20 protein-coding genes are annotated in these 17,232 nt (G+C 68.8%); 8 read left to right on the top strand and 12 right to left on the bottom strand.

All coding sequences use genetic code 11. The features are described from left to right. Window positions 1-99 precede the first annotated feature (99 nt). From rpsF to rplI, 4 genes are all read left to right on the top strand, one after another. Complete coding sequence (gene rpsF / locus ACZ3H8_RS15215; RefSeq protein WP_004950685.1) at window positions 100-390, top strand: 30S ribosomal protein S6; 291 nt, start codon at window positions 100-102, stop codon at window positions 388-390. 74 nt (window positions 391-464) lie between these two features. Then, complete coding sequence (locus ACZ3H8_RS15210) at window positions 465-1,067, top strand: single-stranded DNA-binding protein (RefSeq protein WP_467401755.1); 603 nt, start codon at window positions 465-467, stop codon at window positions 1,065-1,067. Between the two features lie 43 nt (window positions 1,068-1,110). Further along, window positions 1,111-1,347 (top strand): 30S ribosomal protein S18, encoded by a 237-nt coding sequence (rpsR, locus tag ACZ3H8_RS15205; protein WP_003956534.1) that lies wholly within the window; start codon window positions 1,111-1,113, stop codon window positions 1,345-1,347. An 18-nt stretch (window positions 1,348-1,365) separates the two neighbouring features. Continuing rightward, window positions 1,366-1,812, top strand: a complete 447-nt coding sequence (rplI, locus tag ACZ3H8_RS15200; RefSeq protein ID WP_467401751.1) for a 50S ribosomal protein L9 — start codon at window positions 1,366-1,368, stop codon at window positions 1,810-1,812. Window positions 1,813-1,942: 130 nt separating this feature from the next. On the opposite strand, the gene ACZ3H8_RS15195 is transcribed toward rplI, so the two are convergent. After that, complete coding sequence (locus ACZ3H8_RS15195; RefSeq protein ID WP_467401748.1) at window positions 1,943-3,280, bottom strand: MATE family efflux transporter; 1,338 nt, start codon at window positions 3,278-3,280, stop codon at window positions 1,943-1,945. Between the two features lie 444 nt (window positions 3,281-3,724). Here ACZ3H8_RS15195 and dnaB point away from each other — a divergent pair, with 444 nt between their 5' ends. Continuing rightward, on the top strand, window positions 3,725-5,191 hold the full coding sequence (gene dnaB / locus ACZ3H8_RS15190; RefSeq protein ID WP_467402288.1) for a replicative DNA helicase: 1,467 nt from the start codon (window positions 3,725-3,727) through the stop codon (window positions 5,189-5,191). Window positions 5,192-5,215: 24 nt separating this feature from the next. Here the strand turns inward: dnaB and ACZ3H8_RS15185 are convergent, their stop codons facing one another. Both ACZ3H8_RS15185 and ACZ3H8_RS15180 read right to left on the bottom strand, forming a co-directional pair. Further along, window positions 5,216-5,581, bottom strand: a complete 366-nt coding sequence (locus ACZ3H8_RS15185; RefSeq protein ID WP_467401745.1) for a VOC family protein — start codon at window positions 5,579-5,581, stop codon at window positions 5,216-5,218. A gap of 14 nt (window positions 5,582-5,595) precedes the next feature. Continuing rightward, window positions 5,596-6,204: a TetR/AcrR family transcriptional regulator gene (locus ACZ3H8_RS15180; protein WP_467401742.1), complete on the bottom strand. Its 609-nt coding sequence runs from the start codon at window positions 6,202-6,204 to the stop codon at window positions 5,596-5,598. Window positions 6,205-6,319: 115 nt separating this feature from the next. Here ACZ3H8_RS15180 and ACZ3H8_RS15175 point away from each other — a divergent pair, with 115 nt between their 5' ends. Continuing rightward, window positions 6,320-7,702, top strand: coding sequence for a serine hydrolase domain-containing protein (locus ACZ3H8_RS15175; RefSeq protein WP_467401740.1), 1,383 nt, complete (start codon window positions 6,320-6,322; stop codon window positions 7,700-7,702). A gap of 70 nt (window positions 7,703-7,772) precedes the next feature. On the opposite strand, the gene ACZ3H8_RS15170 is transcribed toward ACZ3H8_RS15175, so the two are convergent. The 5 genes from ACZ3H8_RS15170 to ACZ3H8_RS15150 all read right to left on the bottom strand — a co-directional run bounded on the left by ACZ3H8_RS15170 (window position 7,773) and on the right by ACZ3H8_RS15150 (window position 11,385). Further along, window positions 7,773-8,933 (bottom strand): winged helix DNA-binding domain-containing protein, encoded by a 1,161-nt coding sequence (locus ACZ3H8_RS15170; RefSeq protein ID WP_467401737.1) that lies wholly within the window; start codon window positions 8,931-8,933, stop codon window positions 7,773-7,775. A gap of 15 nt (window positions 8,934-8,948) precedes the next feature. Beyond that, window positions 8,949-9,401, bottom strand: coding sequence for a GNAT family N-acetyltransferase (locus ACZ3H8_RS15165; protein ID WP_467401735.1), 453 nt, complete (start codon window positions 9,399-9,401; stop codon window positions 8,949-8,951). 10 nt (window positions 9,402-9,411) lie between these two features. Next, window positions 9,412-9,870 (bottom strand): MarR family winged helix-turn-helix transcriptional regulator, encoded by a 459-nt coding sequence (locus ACZ3H8_RS15160; protein ID WP_467401732.1) that lies wholly within the window; start codon window positions 9,868-9,870, stop codon window positions 9,412-9,414. A gap of 109 nt (window positions 9,871-9,979) precedes the next feature. Then, window positions 9,980-10,834 (bottom strand): GNAT family N-acetyltransferase, encoded by an 855-nt coding sequence (locus tag ACZ3H8_RS15155; RefSeq protein WP_467401731.1) that lies wholly within the window; start codon window positions 10,832-10,834, stop codon window positions 9,980-9,982. A gap of 5 nt (window positions 10,835-10,839) precedes the next feature. Beyond that, on the bottom strand, window positions 10,840-11,385 hold the full coding sequence (locus tag ACZ3H8_RS15150; RefSeq protein WP_467401729.1) for a DUF2269 domain-containing protein: 546 nt from the start codon (window positions 11,383-11,385) through the stop codon (window positions 10,840-10,842). Between the two features lie 77 nt (window positions 11,386-11,462). On the opposite strand from ACZ3H8_RS15150, the gene ACZ3H8_RS15145 reads away from it, so the two are divergent. After that, on the top strand, window positions 11,463-12,113 hold the full coding sequence (locus ACZ3H8_RS15145; RefSeq protein WP_467401726.1) for an HAD family hydrolase: 651 nt from the start codon (window positions 11,463-11,465) through the stop codon (window positions 12,111-12,113). A gap of 469 nt (window positions 12,114-12,582) precedes the next feature. Here ACZ3H8_RS15145 and ACZ3H8_RS15140 read toward each other — a convergent pair whose 3' ends face one another. Further along, window positions 12,583-12,852, bottom strand: coding sequence for a hypothetical protein (locus ACZ3H8_RS15140; RefSeq protein WP_467401724.1), 270 nt, complete (start codon window positions 12,850-12,852; stop codon window positions 12,583-12,585). Between the two features lie 72 nt (window positions 12,853-12,924). Between ACZ3H8_RS15140 and ACZ3H8_RS15135 the strand changes: the two genes are divergently transcribed. Next, complete coding sequence (locus tag ACZ3H8_RS15135) at window positions 12,925-14,292, top strand: globin domain-containing protein (RefSeq protein WP_467401722.1); 1,368 nt, start codon at window positions 12,925-12,927, stop codon at window positions 14,290-14,292. A 21-nt stretch (window positions 14,293-14,313) separates the two neighbouring features. On the opposite strand, the gene ACZ3H8_RS15130 is transcribed toward ACZ3H8_RS15135, so the two are convergent. The 3 genes from ACZ3H8_RS15130 to ACZ3H8_RS15120 all read right to left on the bottom strand — a co-directional run bounded on the left by ACZ3H8_RS15130 (window position 14,314) and on the right by ACZ3H8_RS15120 (window position 17,206). Next, window positions 14,314-14,793 carry an NUDIX domain-containing protein gene (locus tag ACZ3H8_RS15130; protein WP_398990286.1) on the bottom strand — a complete coding sequence of 160 codons (480 nt, stop codon included), beginning with the start codon at window positions 14,791-14,793 and terminating at the stop codon, window positions 14,314-14,316. Window positions 14,794-14,845: 52 nt separating this feature from the next. After that, window positions 14,846-15,736, bottom strand: coding sequence for a LysR family transcriptional regulator (locus ACZ3H8_RS15125; RefSeq protein WP_398990287.1), 891 nt, complete (start codon window positions 15,734-15,736; stop codon window positions 14,846-14,848). 324 nt (window positions 15,737-16,060) lie between these two features. Then, complete coding sequence (locus ACZ3H8_RS15120; RefSeq protein WP_467401718.1) at window positions 16,061-17,206, bottom strand: cystathionine gamma-lyase; 1,146 nt, start codon at window positions 17,204-17,206, stop codon at window positions 16,061-16,063. Between the last annotated feature and the right edge of the window lie 26 nt (window positions 17,207-17,232).

The raw sequence follows: 17,232 nt of genomic DNA, 5'->3' as shown, positions 1-17,232 counted from the left end.
CCCGGATTGTCAGTGGCGGCCGATACCGTTGCGTACGCATCACGACCCTCCTGCCACGGAACGACCGTGGCCGCTGAGTCCAAAGGAGGTGGGTTCCACATGCGTCACTACGAGGTGATGGTCATCCTCGACCCCGATCTCGAGGAGCGCGCTGTCTCCCCGCTGATCGAGAACTTCCTCTCCGTCGTCCGTGAGGGCAACGGAAAGGTTGAGAAGGTCGACACCTGGGGCCGTCGTCGTCTCGCTTACGAGATCAAGAAGAAGCCCGAGGGCATCTACTCGGTCATCGACCTGCAGGCCGAGCCTGCGGTCGTCAAGGAGCTCGACCGCCAGATGAACCTGAACGAGTCGGTCCTCCGGACCAAGGTCCTCCGTCCCGAGACCCACTGAGCGCCTAGCTCAGAAGTCATCGGGTTCGAGTAGCAGCAAGCAGCCAGAAGCAATCCCCGCCGAGAGGTTCACCCATGGCAGGCGAGACCGTCATCACGGTCGTCGGCAATCTCGTCGACGACCCCGAGCTGCGCTTCACCCCGTCCGGTGCGGCGGTCGCGAAGTTCCGCGTCGCGTCCACTCCCCGCACCTTCGATCGTCAGACCAATGAGTGGAAGGACGGCGAAAGCCTCTTCCTCACCTGCTCGGTCTGGCGTCAGGCGGCGGAGAACGTCGCTGAGTCGCTCACACGCGGCATGCGCGTCGTCGTGCAGGGTCGGCTGAAGCAGCGGTCCTACGAGGACCGCGAGGGCGTCAAGCGCACGGTCTACGAGCTGGACGTCGAGGAAGTCGGCCCCAGCCTCAAGAACGCCACGGCCAAGGTCACCAAGACCACCGGTCGCGGTGGCCAGGGTGGCTATGGCGGCGGTCAGCAGCAGGGCGGCGGCAACTGGGGCGGCGGCCCCAGTGGCGGTGGTCAGCAGCAGGGCGGCGGCGGTGCACCCGCCGACGATCCCTGGGCCACCAGCGCGCCGGCCGGCGGCGGCCAGCAGCAGGGCGGTGGGGGCAGCTGGGGCGGAAGCTCCGGAAGCTCCGGCGGTTCCGGCGGCGGCTACTCGGACGAGCCTCCCTTCTAAGGGCGGCTCGTACCCCACTTCTTGATCACACAGGAGATACACCATGGCGAAGCCGCCTGTGCGCAAGCCGAAGAAGAAGGTCTGCGCATTCTGCAAGGACAAGACCGTGTACGTGGACTACAAGGACACGAACATGCTGCGGAAGTTCATTTCCGACCGCGGCAAGATCCGTGCCCGCCGCGTTACCGGCAACTGCACGCAGCACCAGCGTGACGTCGCCACGGCCGTGAAGAACAGCCGTGAGATGGCGCTGCTGCCCTACACGTCCACCGCGCGATAAGGGAAGGGTGACCGAATCATGAAGATCATCCTCACCCACGAGGTCACTGGCCTCGGTGCCGCCGGCGACGTCGTTGACGTCAAGGACGGTTACGCTCGCAACTACCTGGTCCCGCGTGGTTTCGCGATCCGCTGGACCAAGGGTGGCGAGAAGGACGTGGCGCAGATCCGCCGCGCCCGCAAGATCCACGAGATCGCGACCATCGAGCAGGCCAACGAGGTCAAGGCCAAGCTCGAGGCCGTAAGGGTGCGTCTGGCTGTTCGCTCCGGCGACGCCGGCCGCCTCTTCGGCTCCGTCACCCCGGCCGACATCGCCTCGGCGATCAAGGCTGCCGGTGGTCCGGAGGTCGACAAGCGTCGCGTTGAGCTCGGTTCGCCGATCAAGACCCTGGGCTCGCACCAGGTGTCTGTGCGTCTGCACCCCGAGGTTGCTGCGAAGCTCGGCGTCGAGGTCGTCGCCGCCTGAGCATGGCTCTCGACTGAGCAGCTCTGAGCAGTACGAAGGGCCGCACCCGATGGGTGCGGCCCTTCCGCTTTGCCGTCCGGCTCTGGCCCTGTTTCACGTGAAACATCGATGGTGAACATCGAGCGTGGGGTCAGCGCGTGGCGCCGGTGACGAGCCAGCGGCCGGAGCGCATACGGAGCCAGAGCGTCAGCATGCGGACCGTCATCATCAGCGTCATGGCCCACCACAGAGCCGTCAGTCCGCCGCCGAAGGTGGGGACGAGCAGAGCGACGGGAGCGAAGACCGCCAGCGTCACGAGCATCGCTCCGGCGAGGTAGGTGCCGTCACCGGCTCCCATCAGTACGCCGTCGAGCACGAAGACCACGCCCGCGATCGGTTGGGAGACGGCGACCACAAGCAGGGCCGGGAGCAGCGTGTCGTGCACCGCCGCGTCGCTGGTGAACAGCGGGATGAAGAGCTGCCGCGAGGCCACGATCAGGATGCCGAGCACCACGCCGGAGGCAATTCCCCACTGCACCATGCGGCGGCAGGCCTGGCGGGCTCCCTCGGCGTCATCGGCACCGAGATAGCGGCCGATGATCGCCTGCCCGGCGATGGCGATCGCGTCGAGCGCGAAGGCCATCAGGCTCCACAGGGAGAGGACGATCTGGTGGGCAGCGATATCGGTGTCGCCAAGGCGGGCGGCGACGGCGGTGGCGATCAACAGGACGGAGCGCAGCGAGAGCGTACGCACCAGGAGGGGGACGCCGGCCTGGGCACTGGCTCGAATGCCCGCGGCGTCGGGGCGCAGAGAGGCGCCGTGGCGCCGTGCTCCCCGAACGACGACGACCAGATAGGCGGCGGCCATGGCGACCTGGGCGATGACGGTGCCCCAGGCGGAGCCGGCGATGCCGAGGCCGGCGCCGTAGACGAGCCCCGCGTTGAGCCCGGCGTTGGCGGCGAAGCCGCCGATGGCGACGTACAGCGGGGTCCGGGTGTTCTGGAGGCCACGGAGTACGCCGGTCGCGGCGAGCACGATCAGCATCGCCGGTATGCCGAGGCTGGAGATCCGTAGATAGGTGGTGGCGTACGGAGCGGCGGTGTCGGACGCCCCGAATGCCTCGACAAGCCAGGGTGCCGTGGGCAGGGTGACGGCGATGACGGCGACGCCGAGGAGCAACGCGAGCCAGATGCCGTCCATCCCCTGGCGGATGGCTGCCGCGAGATCGCCCGCGCCGACGCGTCGAGCGACGGCGGCAGTGGTGGCGTAGGCGAGGAAAACGAAGATGCTTACGGCGGTCGTCAGCAGGGCGGCTGCGACTGCCAGTCCGGCGAGTTGCGGGGTGCCGAGATGGCCGACGATGGCGCTGTCGACCATCACGAAGAGCGGCTCGGCGACGAGGGCGCCGAAGGCGGGGACGGCGAGCGCGACGATCTCTCGATCGTGGCGTCGTCGGGCGGCCTTCGGCGCCGCGGGTGCCTGTGTCATGGCAGCAATCTAATCTTCCACAGGTAAGAGATGCAAAGTATTTGCAGTCCTTACCGATCCACCAGGTGCACGTTCTGCTGTGCGCCCTTTGTTCTGATCTTGGTCCAGTTGGGAAAGTTTTTCTCCCCCACAGCCGGTGGACGGAAAAAGTCCAGGTCAGACCCAATGGAGCGGGGTGGCCATGAACTTGTCCACAGTGCTGTCCCCCGGTCCGTGCACAGGTTCTGTGGGGTTCTCCACAGCATCTGGTCGGTCGTCCACATGGCCTGTGGATAACCAGATTGGCTGACGGTGCCGACGGGCCTACCGTGGACCGTCGCCCGACGCGCCGGAAGCGGAGTCTGGCCGTTCGTTTTGTCAGTGCTGTGCCGTAGAAAAAGGGTGGCACGGCTAGGTCCGCGGAGCGGACGGGAGGAGGTGGCCCGGGTGAGCATTTCCGAGCCCTTGGACGACCCCTGGGCGGCCGAGGGCGGCCCCAGTGACCGTCTGCCCGTCTCCCGCCAGCGCCGCAACGACGGCCGTGGTGGCCGCGAGGACCAGCACGAGCGCGGCAGGGACAACGGCGGCTGGGACGGTGGCTCCCCCGGCTTCGAGCGCGTACCTCCGCAGGACCTGGACGCCGAGCAGTCCGTCCTCGGCGGCATGCTCCTCTCCAAGGACGCCATCGCCGACGTCGTGGAGATCATCAAGGGCCATGACTTCTACCGGCCCGCCCACGAGACCGTCTATACGGCGATCCTCGACCTCTACGCCAAGGGCGAGCCGGCCGACCCCATCACCGTCGCCGCCGAACTGGTCAAGCGGGGCGAGATCACCCGGGTGGGCGGGGCGCCGTACCTCCACACCCTGGTCCAGTCGGTCCCCACCGCGGCCAACGCCTCGTACTACGCGGAAATCGTCCATGAGCGCGCCGTGCTGCGGCGCCTCGTGGAGGCCGGCACCAAGATCACGCAGATGGGATACGCCGCCGACGGCGACGTCGACGAGATCGTCAACTCAGCCCAGGCCGAGATCTATGCCGTCACCGAGCAGCGCACCAGTGAGGACTATCTGCCGCTGGGCGACATCATGGAGGGCGCGCTCGACGAGATCGAGGCGATCGGGTCGCGCAGTGGCGAGATGACCGGTGTGCCGACCGGGTTCACGGACTTCGACTCGCTCACCAATGGCCTGCACCCGGGCCAGATGATCGTCATCGCGGCCCGACCCGCGATGGGTAAGTCCACCCTTGCGCTGGACTTCGCCCGGGCCTGCTCGATCAAGAACAACCTGCCGAGCGTGATCTTCTCCCTCGAAATGGGCCGCAACGAGATCGCGATGCGACTGCTGTCCGCCGAGGCGCGGGTGGCGCTGCACCATATGCGCTCGGGGACGATGACGGACGAGGACTGGACCCGGCTGGCCCGCCGGATGCCGGATGTGTCGCAGGCCCCGCTCTATATCGACGACTCCCCGAACCTGTCGATGATGGAGATCCGGGCGAAGTGCCGGCGGCTGAAGCAGCGCAACGACCTGAAGCTGGTCGTCATCGACTATCTGCAGCTGATGCAGTCCGGCGGTTCGAAGCGCGCCGAGAGCCGCCAGCAGGAGGTCTCGGACATGTCCCGAAACCTCAAGCTGCTGGCCAAGGAGCTGGAGCTCCCGGTGATCGCGCTCTCCCAGCTGAACCGTGGTCCCGAGCAGCGTACGGACAAGAAGCCGATGGTCTCCGACCTGCGTGAATCCGGCTCCATCGAGCAGGACGCGGACATGGTCATCCTGTTGCACCGAGAGGATGCGTACGAGAAGGAGTCGCCGCGCGCGGGCGAGGCGGACCTGATCGTGGCCAAGCACCGAAACGGTCCGACGGCGACGATCACGGTCGCCTTCCAGGGCCACTACTCCCGCTTTGTGGACATGGCGCAGACCTGATCAGTCGGTTCGAGTTGAAGACCCCTACGCGGGGGACATCAGCTCGTAGAGGTTCTCGGAGTCGTCGGCGAAGTAGAGACCGCGGGGGCACAGCGGGTGGTCGGTCCGGCCGTTGTCGGGGGTGGCGGGGTCGTTTCCGTAGGGGATGGCGGCGGCTTGGAGGCGGGCGAGGACCGCGTCGAAAGTGGCCGGGTCGACGTCGAAGGCGAGATGGCTGCCGGGGGGCTCGGGCACGGTCAGGAAGTCCAGGGTGAGGGACTCGTTGACCCGCACGGGAGCGAAGTGCCGGTCGGGGCCGGTGTATTCGAGGCCCATCACGGTCGCGACGAAGCGTGCGGCCCACTCGTTGTCCGCGGCGCTGACAACGGTGTGGTTGAGGCTGATCGGCATGGGGCGGGGTCCTTTCAGACGGGGGTGGTCAGCGCGCCGTGCAGGAAGACCTCGACGATTTCCGCGATGTCCTGGGGCGAGTCGTGGTGGCCCCTGGTGAACAGCAGGCCGAAGAAGAGCACGGCCAGCCGCTCGGGCGGGAGCCGGAGAGTGTCGCGCTCGGGCTCGAAGAGCTCGGCGAGGGCGTCGCAGGCGGCGTTGATACCGGCCTGACGGTCCGGCACCTGGCCGCTGGGGGCGGTACGTTCGGTGCGGATGCGGCCTCCGGTGGCCTGGAGGGCGCCCATGACGGCGCCGATCCGGTCCATGTGGGCGAGCATCGCTTCGGCTGCCTCGCTGAGGCGGCCGGTGAGCGGCTGGTCGAGGTCGATGGAGCCGATTTCGGTGAGGGAGTTGCCGGGGCTCATCGTCTCGACGACACAGGCGTCGAGGAGTTCGTCCTTGTCGGCGAAGACCCGGAAGATCGTGCCCTCGCCGATGCCCGCAGCCTGGGCGATCTGACGCGTGGTGACGGCGCTGCCGTGCTCGATGACCAGAGGGATCGTGGCGCGGACGATCATTTCTCGGCGCTCTTCGGGGCTCATGGCGGGGGCCCGGCGTTTCTTGGCTGTGGGGGGTGTCATGCATCGATAATGCGGAGTGAGTGCTCACTCCGTCAATGCATTTCGGTGCGCCTCTCCTTCCGCCCGCCGCGTAATGAACTCGACCGAGACGGGATGGCACCGATAGACCTGCCTCATGACCTCACCTTTTGATGAGCTTCTCCCTGCCACGCAGCGCGCCCTGCTGCATCGCATTGCGGTCGCCCAGTCCGAAGGGCGCGTACCCTCGTTCGTCGCCGGAGTGGAGCGCGACGGGCAGCTGGTCTGGACGGGCTCCCGCAGCTCGGTCGACGGGCATGGGCCGGACGCCGACACCCAGTACCGCATCGGCTCGATCACCAAGACCTTCACGGCCGTCCTGGTGCTGAGGCTCCGCGACGAGGGTCTGCTCGATCTGAACGATCCCCTGGAGAAGCACCTTCCTGGCACGGGCGTGGGGGATGTGACCATCGCACAGCTCCTCGGCCACAGCGCTGGACTGAGCGCGGAAGCTCCGGCGCCCTGGTGGGAGCGGACGCCGGGCTCGCTCCGCCCCGAACTCGCCGATGTCCTCGGTGACCAGTCGCGGATGCATCCCACCGGCCGCCGTCACCACTACTCCAACCCCGGCTATACGCTGCTCGGTTCGCTGGTCGAGGCGGTACGCGGGGCGTCCTGGGAGGACGTCCTGCGCAGCGAGATCCTTGAACCGCTCGCCCTGCACCGTACGAGCGCGCAGCCCCGATCTCCGCATGCCGGTGGCTGGGCGGTGCACCCGTGGGCCGATGTGATGCTGCCCGAACCCTCCGAGGACCTCGGTCTGATGGCCCCGGCCGGACAGCTCTGGTCGACGGTGGCCGACCTCTGCCGCTTCGCCACGTTCCTTGCCGAGGGCGACGAGCGCGTGCTGAGCGCTGCGTCCGTGCGGGAGATGCGTACGCCGTCCGTGCCGCCAGAGGCCGGGGAGTGGGACAGCGCCTACGGCCTGGGGGTGCAGATCGTACGGAAGGACGGCCGCACCCTCGCAGGGCACACGGGCTCGCTGCCCGGCTTCGTCGCGGGTCTCTGGGTGAGTGTGGACGATGGAGTGGCAGCCGCCGCGCTCGCCAATGCCACCTCGGGGCCGCTCACGGGGGTCGTCGCCGCCGATCTCGTACGGATCGTGGCCGAGGCTGAGCCGCGCATCCCCGAGCCCTGGAGGCCGCTGCCGGAGGTCGACCAGGAGCTCCTGGAGCTGACGGGGCCCTGGTACTGGGGGACGTCCTCCTTCGTTCTGCGCCTTGGCGCAGAACGCGGCGTGGAGCTGCAGCCGCTCCGAGGGAACGGCCGCGGGTCGCGTTTCGTCGCGGAGGCGGATGGGACCTGGACCGGTCTCGACGGCTACTACGCCGGGGAGACACTGCGCGTGGTGCGTCGGGAGGACGGCTCGGTGAGCCACCTCGACCTGGGGTCATTCGTCTTCACCCGTGAGCCGTACGAGCCGGGGGCACCGGTTCCGGGAGGTGTGGACAAGGAAGGCTGGCGCGGACTACAGACGTGAAACGCAGGTGATGTTTCACGTGAAACGGGCGCGACGCCGGCGCCGGGCGCGGGGGCTGCTGCTGCGGCCCTCAGGCCGTCAACTCCCGCTCCAGCGGCGTACGGAAGCGGGGAGTGATCCGGGCCTTGCCCACCCAGCCCCTCAGCCGTGAGGCCTCCGCTTCGATGGCGGCGGTGGCTTCGCGGCCGGCCTCGGCCAGCAGTCGCCAGACGATCTCGCCGTCCGAGCGCTGGGCCCAGCCGCCGATTATCTGCCCGTTCCACCACACGGTGGGACCGATATTGCCGGCACGGTCGAAGAGCTCCGCGCGATGGTCCGCGGTGAAGTGGAAACCTCGGTCTGCCCAGGCCATGGCGCTCGGGTCCAGCGCGGGAAGCAGTGCGGCCCACGGCTCCACAGGTGGTTCGGGCGTGGTGTCTCCCGGCGCCACATAGCCGGTTCCCTCATCGAGCCGGACCTCCTCCGCGCCGACGTCGGCGAGCGCCTTGCGAACGTTGCCGAGGGTCCATCCCGTCCACCATTTGAGGTCGGCCTCGGTGGCCGGTCCGTACGAGAGCAGCCAGCGGCGGGTAATCTCGGCCCGTGCCTCGGCGGCCGGCAGCGCGGGCCAGGGATCGCTCGCCGTCCAGTGGAACTGGCTTGAGGTCCAGGAGCCGCGTGGTCGGTCCCTTCGGATGCGGCAGTCGGCGGCGAGCAGCCGGATGACCCGGGTGGCGACGCCCTGCACTGTCTCGTACTTCTTGCCGGGGAAGACGGTGATCTTCGTCTTCAAGGCCGGAACGTCGGCAGAGAGCTGGCTGCCGGTGGCGGAGCCGCGCATGGCAAGGGCCGCAAGCACCGCCTCCTCGGCCTCGGCGAGCCACGTCTCGTCCAGCCTGTTCGAGTCCTCCGCGAGATGGCTTACGAGTGTCCTGCGCTCCTTTACAGCTATGGAGCGAGCGGTGGAGGCACTGACATACGGGGCGAGTTCGGCGGAGACGGCGAAGAGCGTGTGCCGCATGGAAAGGAGCCGGACCAGCGCCACGTCCTCGTACAGGGACCGCTCCACGGTCGCGATGCTCGGGGCGGTGAGGCGTGCGCAGGCGGCGAGGAAGACGGTCGCGGCGTCGGTGGCGTGCAGGGCGACCACCGCATCGGCGGCTGCCACCGGCGAGTCCGCCCGTACCGACGGGGCCAGCAGATGGCGGCGGCCGAGCCGGGTGCGGCGCTGCTCGTCACTGATCCGGTGCACGGTGAACTCCCTTGGTCAGAGCTGGAGTTTGAAACCCACATGGGATGGCTCGAAGCCGAGCCGCTCGTAGAAGCGGCGGGCGTCGGTGCGGGAGGCGTCCGAGGTCAACTGCACCAACTGGCAGTCCTGGCGGCGGGATTCGTCGATGGCCCATTCGATGAGCCGGGTGCCCAGACCGCTGCCGCGCTCCTCGGCGTGGATACGTACACCTTCGATGATCGAGCGGGTCGAGCCGCGCCGTGACAGCCCGGGGATGATTGTGAGCTGGAGAGTCCCGACGACGCGGTCCTCGCGTACGGCGACGGCCTGGATCTGGTTCGGGTCCCGGGACAGCCGCTCGAAGGCGGCGGTGTACGGGGTGAGGTCGTCGGGCGATTCACGCCTGGCGCCCAACGGGTTGTCGGCGAGCATCGCCACGATCGCCGGAATGTCGTCGATTTCCGCGGGCCGTATTTCCAGATCGCTCATGATCGGCAGATTACGCGGGGACCCTCAGTTCCTCGACAGTCCTGACCAGGGGAGCCAACTCGGGGTTCTTGGCAGCCTCGTCGAGGGCTTCGCGCAGCGCCGTGTCATTGGTCGGCCGGGCCTCGGAGAGCAGGACAAGGCCGGACTCGGTCACGTCGGTGTAGATGCCGCGGCGGTCGGTGTCGCAGAGATAGCGGGTCAGCAGGCCGCGGTCCTCGAGGCGCGTGACGAGGCGGGTGGTGGCGCTCTGGCTCAGCACGACTGCATCGGCCACCTGCTTCATCTGCAGATGGCCGCCCGGCCCGTTGTGCTGGCGGCTGACGACGTCGAGGAGTGAGTACTCGCGCATGCTCAGGCCGTGCTTGGTCTCGAGTGCGCGCTCGATGTGCGCCTCGATCTTCCCGTGGAGCAGGGAGAGGGCACACCAGCTTTGGGAGAGCGCGGTGAGTGCGGGGTCGGTCGCGGTCATCTGTCTTCCTCCTCCTGCCGGAGCGGCTTCCCTCCAGGATAGACGACTACTGCAATAGCCCGCGCTTGCAATTATTCTCTGCCATTCAAACGCTCCCACTCAACGGCGACTAGCCTGCCGCGACCGACAGCGGGGCAAAGCGGCGGGTCCAGTCGCCCGGGAGGTCCGGGATGCCATAGGTCATCACCGCATTGAAAGCGATCGTCTCCAGGCCGTGTCCCTTCACCCAGGCCAGCAGCTCCTCGTGCCGTACGTCGATGTCCGTACGGAGCGGCCTGTCAGTACCGGCCGCCAGGGAGGTGATCAGAGCCTTCGCCGTCCGAGTGTCCCGGGCGATCAGCGGGCCGACGACATGGGTCTCCATGTTCGGCCAGGCCGCCGCGAAGCCCGTCAGGACTCCGTCCTCCTCCGCCACCCGGAACTGGTCGGCGAAGGCCGGCAGCCGCGCGATCATGTGGGTGCGGTCCAGGCCGAAGACCTCGGTGTCCAGGCGCAGCACGGCGGGGAGATCATCGGCGGTCGTCGGGCGGGTGGTCACCCCCGCCTCGGCGGCCGGGACCTGGAAATGGCCGCAGACCATCTCGGCCCGGCCGACGTTGACGAAGCCCAGCTCCTCGTAGAGCGGCTGCCCGTACGGGGTGGCATGCAGCGTGACCGGGGTGTCCCCGGCCTCCGCCAGCGCGTGCTTCATCAGTCGGCGGCCGACGCCCTGGCGGGCGTACCGCTCGGCGACGAGCATCATCCCGATTGCGGCGAACCCGCGTTCGTACGACGTCACTATGCAGGCGGTCACCAGCCCCTTGCCCCCAGGGTCATCGATGCCGTACCCCGTCCCCGCCGCAAGAAGCAGGCCCCATTTGTGCTCCTCGCGCGGCCACCCCCGGTCCGCGGAGAGATCGGCGCAGGACATGAGGTCGTCCGTGGTCAGACGGCGGATGGGCAGCTCGGAGAGCGGTGTCGACATACGGGTCAGGCTGTCGGACGCAGTGATCGTTCGTCCAGTGCTTTCCGAGAAGTGGCCAAGAGGCGCAACTGCCGGCCGCGTCGCGTGAGACCCCATGGCTTGAGGACGGAGATGACCGTCATGAAGAGGTACGCCGAGAAGGAAACGACCGGTCCCATCACCAGGTCGAGGGGGTCTGCCAGCGGGGTACCCGCTGCGACGGTGTCAACTGCGTCATTGACACCCGGACGCAGTGCAAAGATCGATGCGGTGAGGGTGATGAGAGTCAGCCAGAACTTTGTATAGACCCAGCGGTGCCTGGCAAGGCCCCACTTGGTGCCGAGCGACAGAAAGAGACCGCTGAGCAGAGTCACCAGCCCGATGGGAATCACCAGCCAGTCCGTGAAGACCTTCATCGAGCGGCAGGCGGCCTCGATCATGGGCGCGGCTTCCGTGCCGACTGCGGTGAGGGCAAGCGCGAGCAGGCCGAGCGTGAGCCCGAGCCAGCCGGCGGACGCGGCGACATGGACGACGAGGAGGGCCCGGCGAGCGGGCCGCTTGAGTGGTTTCACGTGAAACACCGTGCCGGGCGGGGGCGCCGCACCGCGTCTGACGACGGGAGTAACTGCGGGTACTAACCTCGGCGTACATGGCGTACAGGGAGAGAACGCGCAGGCTGCATATCTTCGATCTCGACGGCACGCTGATCCGTGGATCGGCGGCGCCGGTGGAGATATCGCGGCAGCTGGGGCTGCTGGAAGAGATCGGCGAGCTGGAGCGGGACATGATCGCCCGTCGAATAGGTCCGCCGGAGTATGCGGTGCGGGTGCACGCTCTCTGGAGCGATCTCACCGAGGCGCATGTTGCGGCGGCCTTCGAGTCAGCCCCCTGGCTCGACGGCATCCAAGAGGTATGGCGGGAGATCCGCGAAGGCGGCGACTACTGCGCAGTAATTTCCCTCTCGCCGTCCTTCTTCGTTGAGCGGCTGCTGGGCTGGGGAGCTCATGCGGCGCACGGCTCACGCTTTCCCGAGTTGCCCTTCACCCAGCCCGTGGACCCGTCGGGCATTCTCAGCGCGGCCGCGAAAGTGAAGATCGCGGACGAGCTCTGTGCAGAGTTGGGGGTTGGTCTGGACGCTTGTGTTGCATACGGTGATTCCATGTCCGACGCGGAGATCTTTACGGTAGTGCCCACAACGGTGGCGATGAATGCCGATCACCATCTGTCAGGTCTGGCCACACACACTTATACGGGGGGCGATCTGCGCGAGGCCTATGAACTGGTGCGATTCCGCAGGTAGTTCAAGCCCGGGGGCGGTCCGGGAGTTCCGGACATGGACATGGGGGCACTGGAGCTTAACGGGAATGCCGGTTCGGATGCCCGGACTTTCTACTCTTTGTCGCCTTCGGTGGCGCTGCCTGGCATGCTGCGACGACGGGCGCTGCGGGCAATGTCACATTCCGTGCTCAGTCGTCCCGATTCAGCTTGCGGTCATGGTTAGTGTGGGCTGGCAGTAGTCCTGAAGCAGAGCGGGGAATTGAGGCACGTTCCGAGCCAGCGGAAGTGCGTGGACCGACCGAAAGATGTTCGAGGCGAGGCACACAATGGACGCTCCGACCACCACGTCGGCCGACAACGGCACTTCCGGGGACAATAACGGGGGCGGATGGTTCACCCCTCGTAAGCCGCCGGGCCAGGGTCGGCCCGCCCCCGGTGAGGGGGCTTCCACAGGTGACGCAGATCAGGAACGAATAGCTGCCCCGAGGCGGTCAGTCGCCTCCATACGCCCGGTGGGCTCCGGTACGTCTCGGCCCGCCCCGCCGCCGGTCGGGGATGCGAGGGAGCCCGCGGCTCCCGCCGACGAGACCCCGCTGGACGAGGCCCCAGCCGACGACCTTCAGGCCGAGCACGCGCCCGCCGAGCGCCACCCGGCCGAGCGGGTCCAGGATCAGCGCCGCCGGACTCAGGGACCCTACGAAGGGCACACGGCCTACGAGAGCGCCGGTCACCGTGAGGAGCCCGGCGGCCGCGAGAGCCACGAGGCCGCTCCTCGGGTCCCGAGCCCTCGCGAGGCCGCTCACCTCAGCGAAGCCCCTTACCCCCGTGAGGCCGTGCACCCCAGCCAAGCCGCTCACCTCCGCGAAGCGCCTTGGCCCCGTGAGGCGGCTGGGCACCGCGAGTCGGCAGGACGACTCCATCTGGCGGGCCAGCCGCACGAAGCCGCAAATCCGCACGAAGCCGTAAAGTCTCCCGAACCCGCCGCCGCCGGACCCCGCGAAGCCCTCGGGGCGCGCGAAACCCCGGCCCACCACGGTCCTCCCGGAGAGCACCAGGCCCACCACCCGCAGCCCGCCGCCCCCGCGGACGACGCGTCCCCCGACGCCATCCTCATCCGCCGCACCATGGCGGAGATCGCGCCGGTCGCGGACAAGGTCACCTCGTACTTCTATGCCTTGCTCTTCGTCCGCCACCCCGAGCTGCGGGGCCTCTTCCCCGCTGCCATGGACTCCCAGCGCGACCGGCTCCTCAAGGCGCTGCTCACCGCCGCCGAGCACATGGACAACGCGGCCGTGCTGACCGACTATCTGCAGAACCTGGGTCGCGGCCACCGCAAATACGGCACCCAGCCGGCGCACTACCCCGCCGTCGGCGAGGCCCTGATCGGCGCGCTGACCCGGTACGCCACGACGACCTGGGACGAGGAGACCGAGGCCGCCTGGGTGCGGACGTACATCACGATCTCCCAGATCATGATCGACGCGGCGGCCGAGAACGAGCGGGAGGCGCCCGCCTGGTGGCAGGCCGAGGTGGTCTCGCACGACCTCCGGACCCCGGACATAGCGATCATCACCGTCCGCCCGGACCAGCCGTACGCCTTCCTGGCCGGGCAGTACACGAGCCTGGAGACGCCCTGGTGGCCGCGGATCTGGCGGCACTACTCCTTCGCCGGCGCACCCCGTACCGACGGTCTGCTCTCCTTCCATGTCAAGGCGGTGCCGGTCGGCTGGGTCTCCAACGCCCTGGTCCACCACGCCCGCCCCGGCGATGTGCTGCGCCTCGGACCGCCCGCCGGCTCGATGACCGTCGACCACACCACCGACAACGGCCTGCTCTGTCTGGGCGGCGGGACCGGCATCGCCCCCATCAAGGCACTGGTCGAGGATGTCGCCGAGCACGGGGAGCGGCGCCCGGTCGAGGTCTTCTACGGGGCGCGCACCGATTACGACCTGTACGACATCGACACCATGCTGCGGCTCCAGCAGACCCACCCCTGGCTGTCGGTCCGCCCGGTGGTGGACGACCGGGCGCAGTTCCCGGACGCCGTGCGCGAGTTCGGCCCGTGGTACGAGTACGACGCCTACCTCTCCGGCCCGCCAGGCATGATCCGCAGCGGCGTCAACGCGCTGCGGGGCCTCGGCATCCCGTTCGACCGGATCCGCCACGACTCGCTCGAAGAACTCGTCGCGGCAGGCGACTAGGACGCGAGAGCGAAAGACGAGTCAGCCCAGGTCGGGGGCGTGCATCGCCCGAACGCCCTCGATATTGCCGTCCAGGTAGTGCCGCAGCGACAGCGGTACGAGATGGACGGCTGCGATCCCGACCCGGCTGAACGGCACCCGTACGATCTCGTACTCCCCGCAGGGCTCGTCGATCTCCGGGCCATGCCGTCGTGCGGGGTCCATGGACTCCAGTCGGCAGACGAAGAAGTGCTGCACCTTCACCCCCGTCACACCGCCGTCCGCGATGTGTTCGACGGTGTCGACGAAGCAGGGCACCACATCAGTGATCTTGGCGCCGAGCTCCTCGTCCACCTCCCGGTGGAGCGCGTCGACGACGGTGGAGTCCTCGGGCTCGACCCCGCCGCCGGGCGTGAGCCAGTAGGGATCCACGCCGGGTTTGGTGCGCTTGATGAGGACGAGGTCGTCGCCGTCGAGCAGGATGGCGCGTGCGGTGCGCTTGACCACTGGCCGTTCGGTCATGGCTAGAAAATGGCCCGCGGCGGAGCTTCTGAAACTCCTGCCCGCCGGGCGGTCACCACTCGACGGCGGCGCGCAGCAGCCACTCGTGCGCCCGCGCGATGTGTGGCAGGGCGAGTGTGCCGGTGCGTACGACGAGAAAGTAGGTACGCAGCGGGGGCACCGGAGGATCGAGGAGCGCCACCACCCGCCCGTTCTGAAGAGCCTCCTCGCACAGATAGCGCGGCAGTACGGCGAGGCCCGCGCCCGAGGCCGCGGTCTCCAGGACGGCCCGCAGGTCGGGGGCTATGACGGCGCCAGCGGCGGCCGGCCGGGAGTCGAAGACGGCGGACCAGTAGCGCGAGACCAGCGGCAGGGACTCGTGGACCTCCACCACGGGCAGCTGCTCGAGCACCACGTGGCCGGCACGCAGCACTCCGGGCCCCAGCCGGGCCGCCCAGCGCGGCGAGGCGACCAGCACGTGCTCCTCGTCACAGAGCGGGGTCGCCGTGAGCAGTGAGCCGCGCGGCCGGGCCGTGGTGATGGCCAGATCGTGATGCCCGGCGGCCAGCCCCTCCAGCGTCTCCTCGGCGGTCCCGAACGAGGCCCGCAGCGCGAGCCCCTGCGAGATCAGCGGGGTGAGGGCGGGCAGGGCGCGCAGCGAGGTGAACTCCGGGGGACCGGCGAGATGCAGGGTCCGTACGCCCGACTCCTCGTCGAGGCCGCTCTCGGTGATCTCCACCAGGGCGTCCAGATGCGGCGCTGCCCGGTGCGCGAGCTCGTCGCCGATGGTCGTGGGGGTCACGCCGCGGGCCTGGCGCAGGAACAGTGGGCGCCCCAACTGCCGCTCCAGCGTGCGGATCTGGCCGGTCACCGCGGGCTGGGAGAGACCGAGGAGCGCGGCGGCGCGGGTGAAGGAGCCGGCCCGGTGCACCGTGACGAATGTGCGCAGCAGGGCCAGATCCATGCCATGCCCCTCTCGACCGACGATGCCCGCGGACTCGGACAACTATAAATATGTCGATAGGTCGCTGTCGCTACTGTGATTGGACACTGACGCAGAGTCAACTAGCCTTGGTCGCGCGGTTCTTCGTGTGGGGAACCGAGGGCGGTCCGAGCCATGAGGGGGGAGGCTCGGGCCGCCCGTTGTACGTAAACCCGCTCAGCGTCCGACGTACCCCGGCGTACGCCCCCGTCCACCGCGCAGCCTCGCTCCGCGCCCCGGCTCGCACCTTCCGACGGCTGGAAAGCGCCCAACCCGCGCGCCCCCAGCGCCCCCCGGCGAACGGCGCTACCCCGCCGCCTCGTCCAGCGCCCGCAGCACATCCGCCACCAGGTCCTCCGCGTCCTCCGCGCCCGCCGAGAAGCGGATGAATCCCTCCGGCACCGCGTCGCCGCCCCAGCGACCGCGCCGTTCCGCCGTGGAGCGCACCCCTCCGAAGCTCGTCGCGTCGTCCACCAGCCGCAGGCCCTCCAGGAAGCGCTCCGCGTGCCCGCGATCGGGCAGCACGAACGAGACCACGCAGCCGAAGCGCCGCATCTGCTGCGAGGCGATCTTGTACGAGGGGTCGCTCGGCAGCCCGGGGTAGCGCAGCCCTGTCACTTCGTCGCGACCGCCCAGTGCCTCAGCGAGCGCCAGCGCATTGGCGCACTGCCGCTCGATCCGGAGCTGCAGCGTGGCCAGCGAACGGTGCGCGAGCCATGCCTCCATCGGCCCCGGAATCGCCCCGACAACCTTGCGCCAGCGCCGTACACCGGCCGCCAACTGAGGATCACGGCAGGTCACATGGCCGAGCAGGATGTCGCCGTGGCCCGTCATGCCCTTGGTGTCGCTGGCCACCGAAAAGTCCGCGCCCAGGTGCAGCGGGCGCTGCCCGAGAGGCGTCGCGAGGGTGTTGTCGACCGCGACCAGCGCGCCGGCCGCGTGCGCCGCCTCCGTCAGCCGCCGCACGTCGCACACATCGAGCCCCGGATTGGACGGAGTCTCGATCCACAGCAGTTGCGCCCCGTCCAGGACGGAAAGCTGTGCGTCGTCGCCGGTCGGGGCGGTCCTGACCTCGACGCCGTACGCCTCGAGCCGTTCGCGTACGAGCGATAGCGCCTGATAGCCGTCATTCGGCAGCACCACCGTGCCCCCGGCCTTCAGCTGCGAGAAGAGCACGGCTGAGATCGCCGCCATCCCCGAGGCGAAGGTCACGGTCTCGGCGGGTTCCCCCGGCGCCTCCAGTTCGCCGATCGCCCGCTCCAGATGGGTCCAGGTCGGATTCTCGTCACGCCCGTAGGTGTACGGCCCGGTGGGCTCGCCCGGCAGATGGAAGTGGGCAGCGAAGACCGGTCCCGGCAGGGTCGGTTCGTACTTCACCGGCACGGGCAGCCCCGCGCGTACCGCCCTGGTTCCTTCCCCTGCCTCCGCCGGGACACCGTTTCCTTCGCTCATGCCGCACGCTCCTCGACTGCCGTCCG

The sequence above is a fragment of the Streptomyces sp. NPDC002868 genome (genome assembly GCF_055563295.1).
Note: the sequence above shows the minus strand (reverse complement) of the source record. Positions and strands in the feature narration are given on the sequence as shown.

What these genes read in the sequence shown, in the direction of transcription:
- rpsF (WP_004950685.1), top strand. Translation starts at nt 100, where the DNA reads ATGCGTCACTACGAGGTGATGGTCATCCTCGACCCCGATCTCGAGGAG.
- ACZ3H8_RS15210 (WP_467401755.1), top strand. Translation starts at nt 465, where the DNA reads ATGGCAGGCGAGACCGTCATCACGGTCGTCGGCAATCTCGTCGACGAC.
- rpsR (WP_003956534.1), top strand. Translation starts at nt 1,111, where the DNA reads ATGGCGAAGCCGCCTGTGCGCAAGCCGAAGAAGAAGGTCTGCGCATTC.
- rplI (WP_467401751.1), top strand. Translation starts at nt 1,366, where the DNA reads ATGAAGATCATCCTCACCCACGAGGTCACTGGCCTCGGTGCCGCCGGC.
- ACZ3H8_RS15195 (WP_467401748.1), bottom strand. Translation starts at nt 3,280, where the DNA reads ATGACACAGGCACCCGCGGCGCCGAAGGCCGCCCGACGACGCCACGAT.
- ACZ3H8_RS15185 (WP_467401745.1), bottom strand. Translation starts at nt 5,581, where the DNA reads ATGCCGATCAGCCTCAACCACACCGTTGTCAGCGCCGCGGACAACGAG.
- ACZ3H8_RS15180 (WP_467401742.1), bottom strand. Translation starts at nt 6,204, where the DNA reads ATGACACCCCCCACAGCCAAGAAACGCCGGGCCCCCGCCATGAGCCCC.
- ACZ3H8_RS15175 (WP_467401740.1), top strand. Translation starts at nt 6,320, where the DNA reads ATGACCTCACCTTTTGATGAGCTTCTCCCTGCCACGCAGCGCGCCCTG.
- ACZ3H8_RS15165 (WP_467401735.1), bottom strand. Translation starts at nt 9,401, where the DNA reads ATGAGCGATCTGGAAATACGGCCCGCGGAAATCGACGACATTCCGGCG.
- ACZ3H8_RS15160 (WP_467401732.1), bottom strand. Translation starts at nt 9,870, where the DNA reads ATGACCGCGACCGACCCCGCACTCACCGCGCTCTCCCAAAGCTGGTGT.
- ACZ3H8_RS15155 (WP_467401731.1), bottom strand. Translation starts at nt 10,834, where the DNA reads ATGTCGACACCGCTCTCCGAGCTGCCCATCCGCCGTCTGACCACGGAC.
- ACZ3H8_RS15145 (WP_467401726.1), top strand. Translation starts at nt 11,463, where the DNA reads ATGGCGTACAGGGAGAGAACGCGCAGGCTGCATATCTTCGATCTCGAC.
- ACZ3H8_RS15130 (WP_398990286.1), bottom strand. Translation starts at nt 14,793, where the DNA reads ATGACCGAACGGCCAGTGGTCAAGCGCACCGCACGCGCCATCCTGCTC.
- ACZ3H8_RS15125 (WP_398990287.1), bottom strand. Translation starts at nt 15,736, where the DNA reads ATGGATCTGGCCCTGCTGCGCACATTCGTCACGGTGCACCGGGCCGGC.
- ACZ3H8_RS15120 (WP_467401718.1), bottom strand. Translation starts at nt 17,206, where the DNA reads ATGAGCGAAGGAAACGGTGTCCCGGCGGAGGCAGGGGAAGGAACCAGG.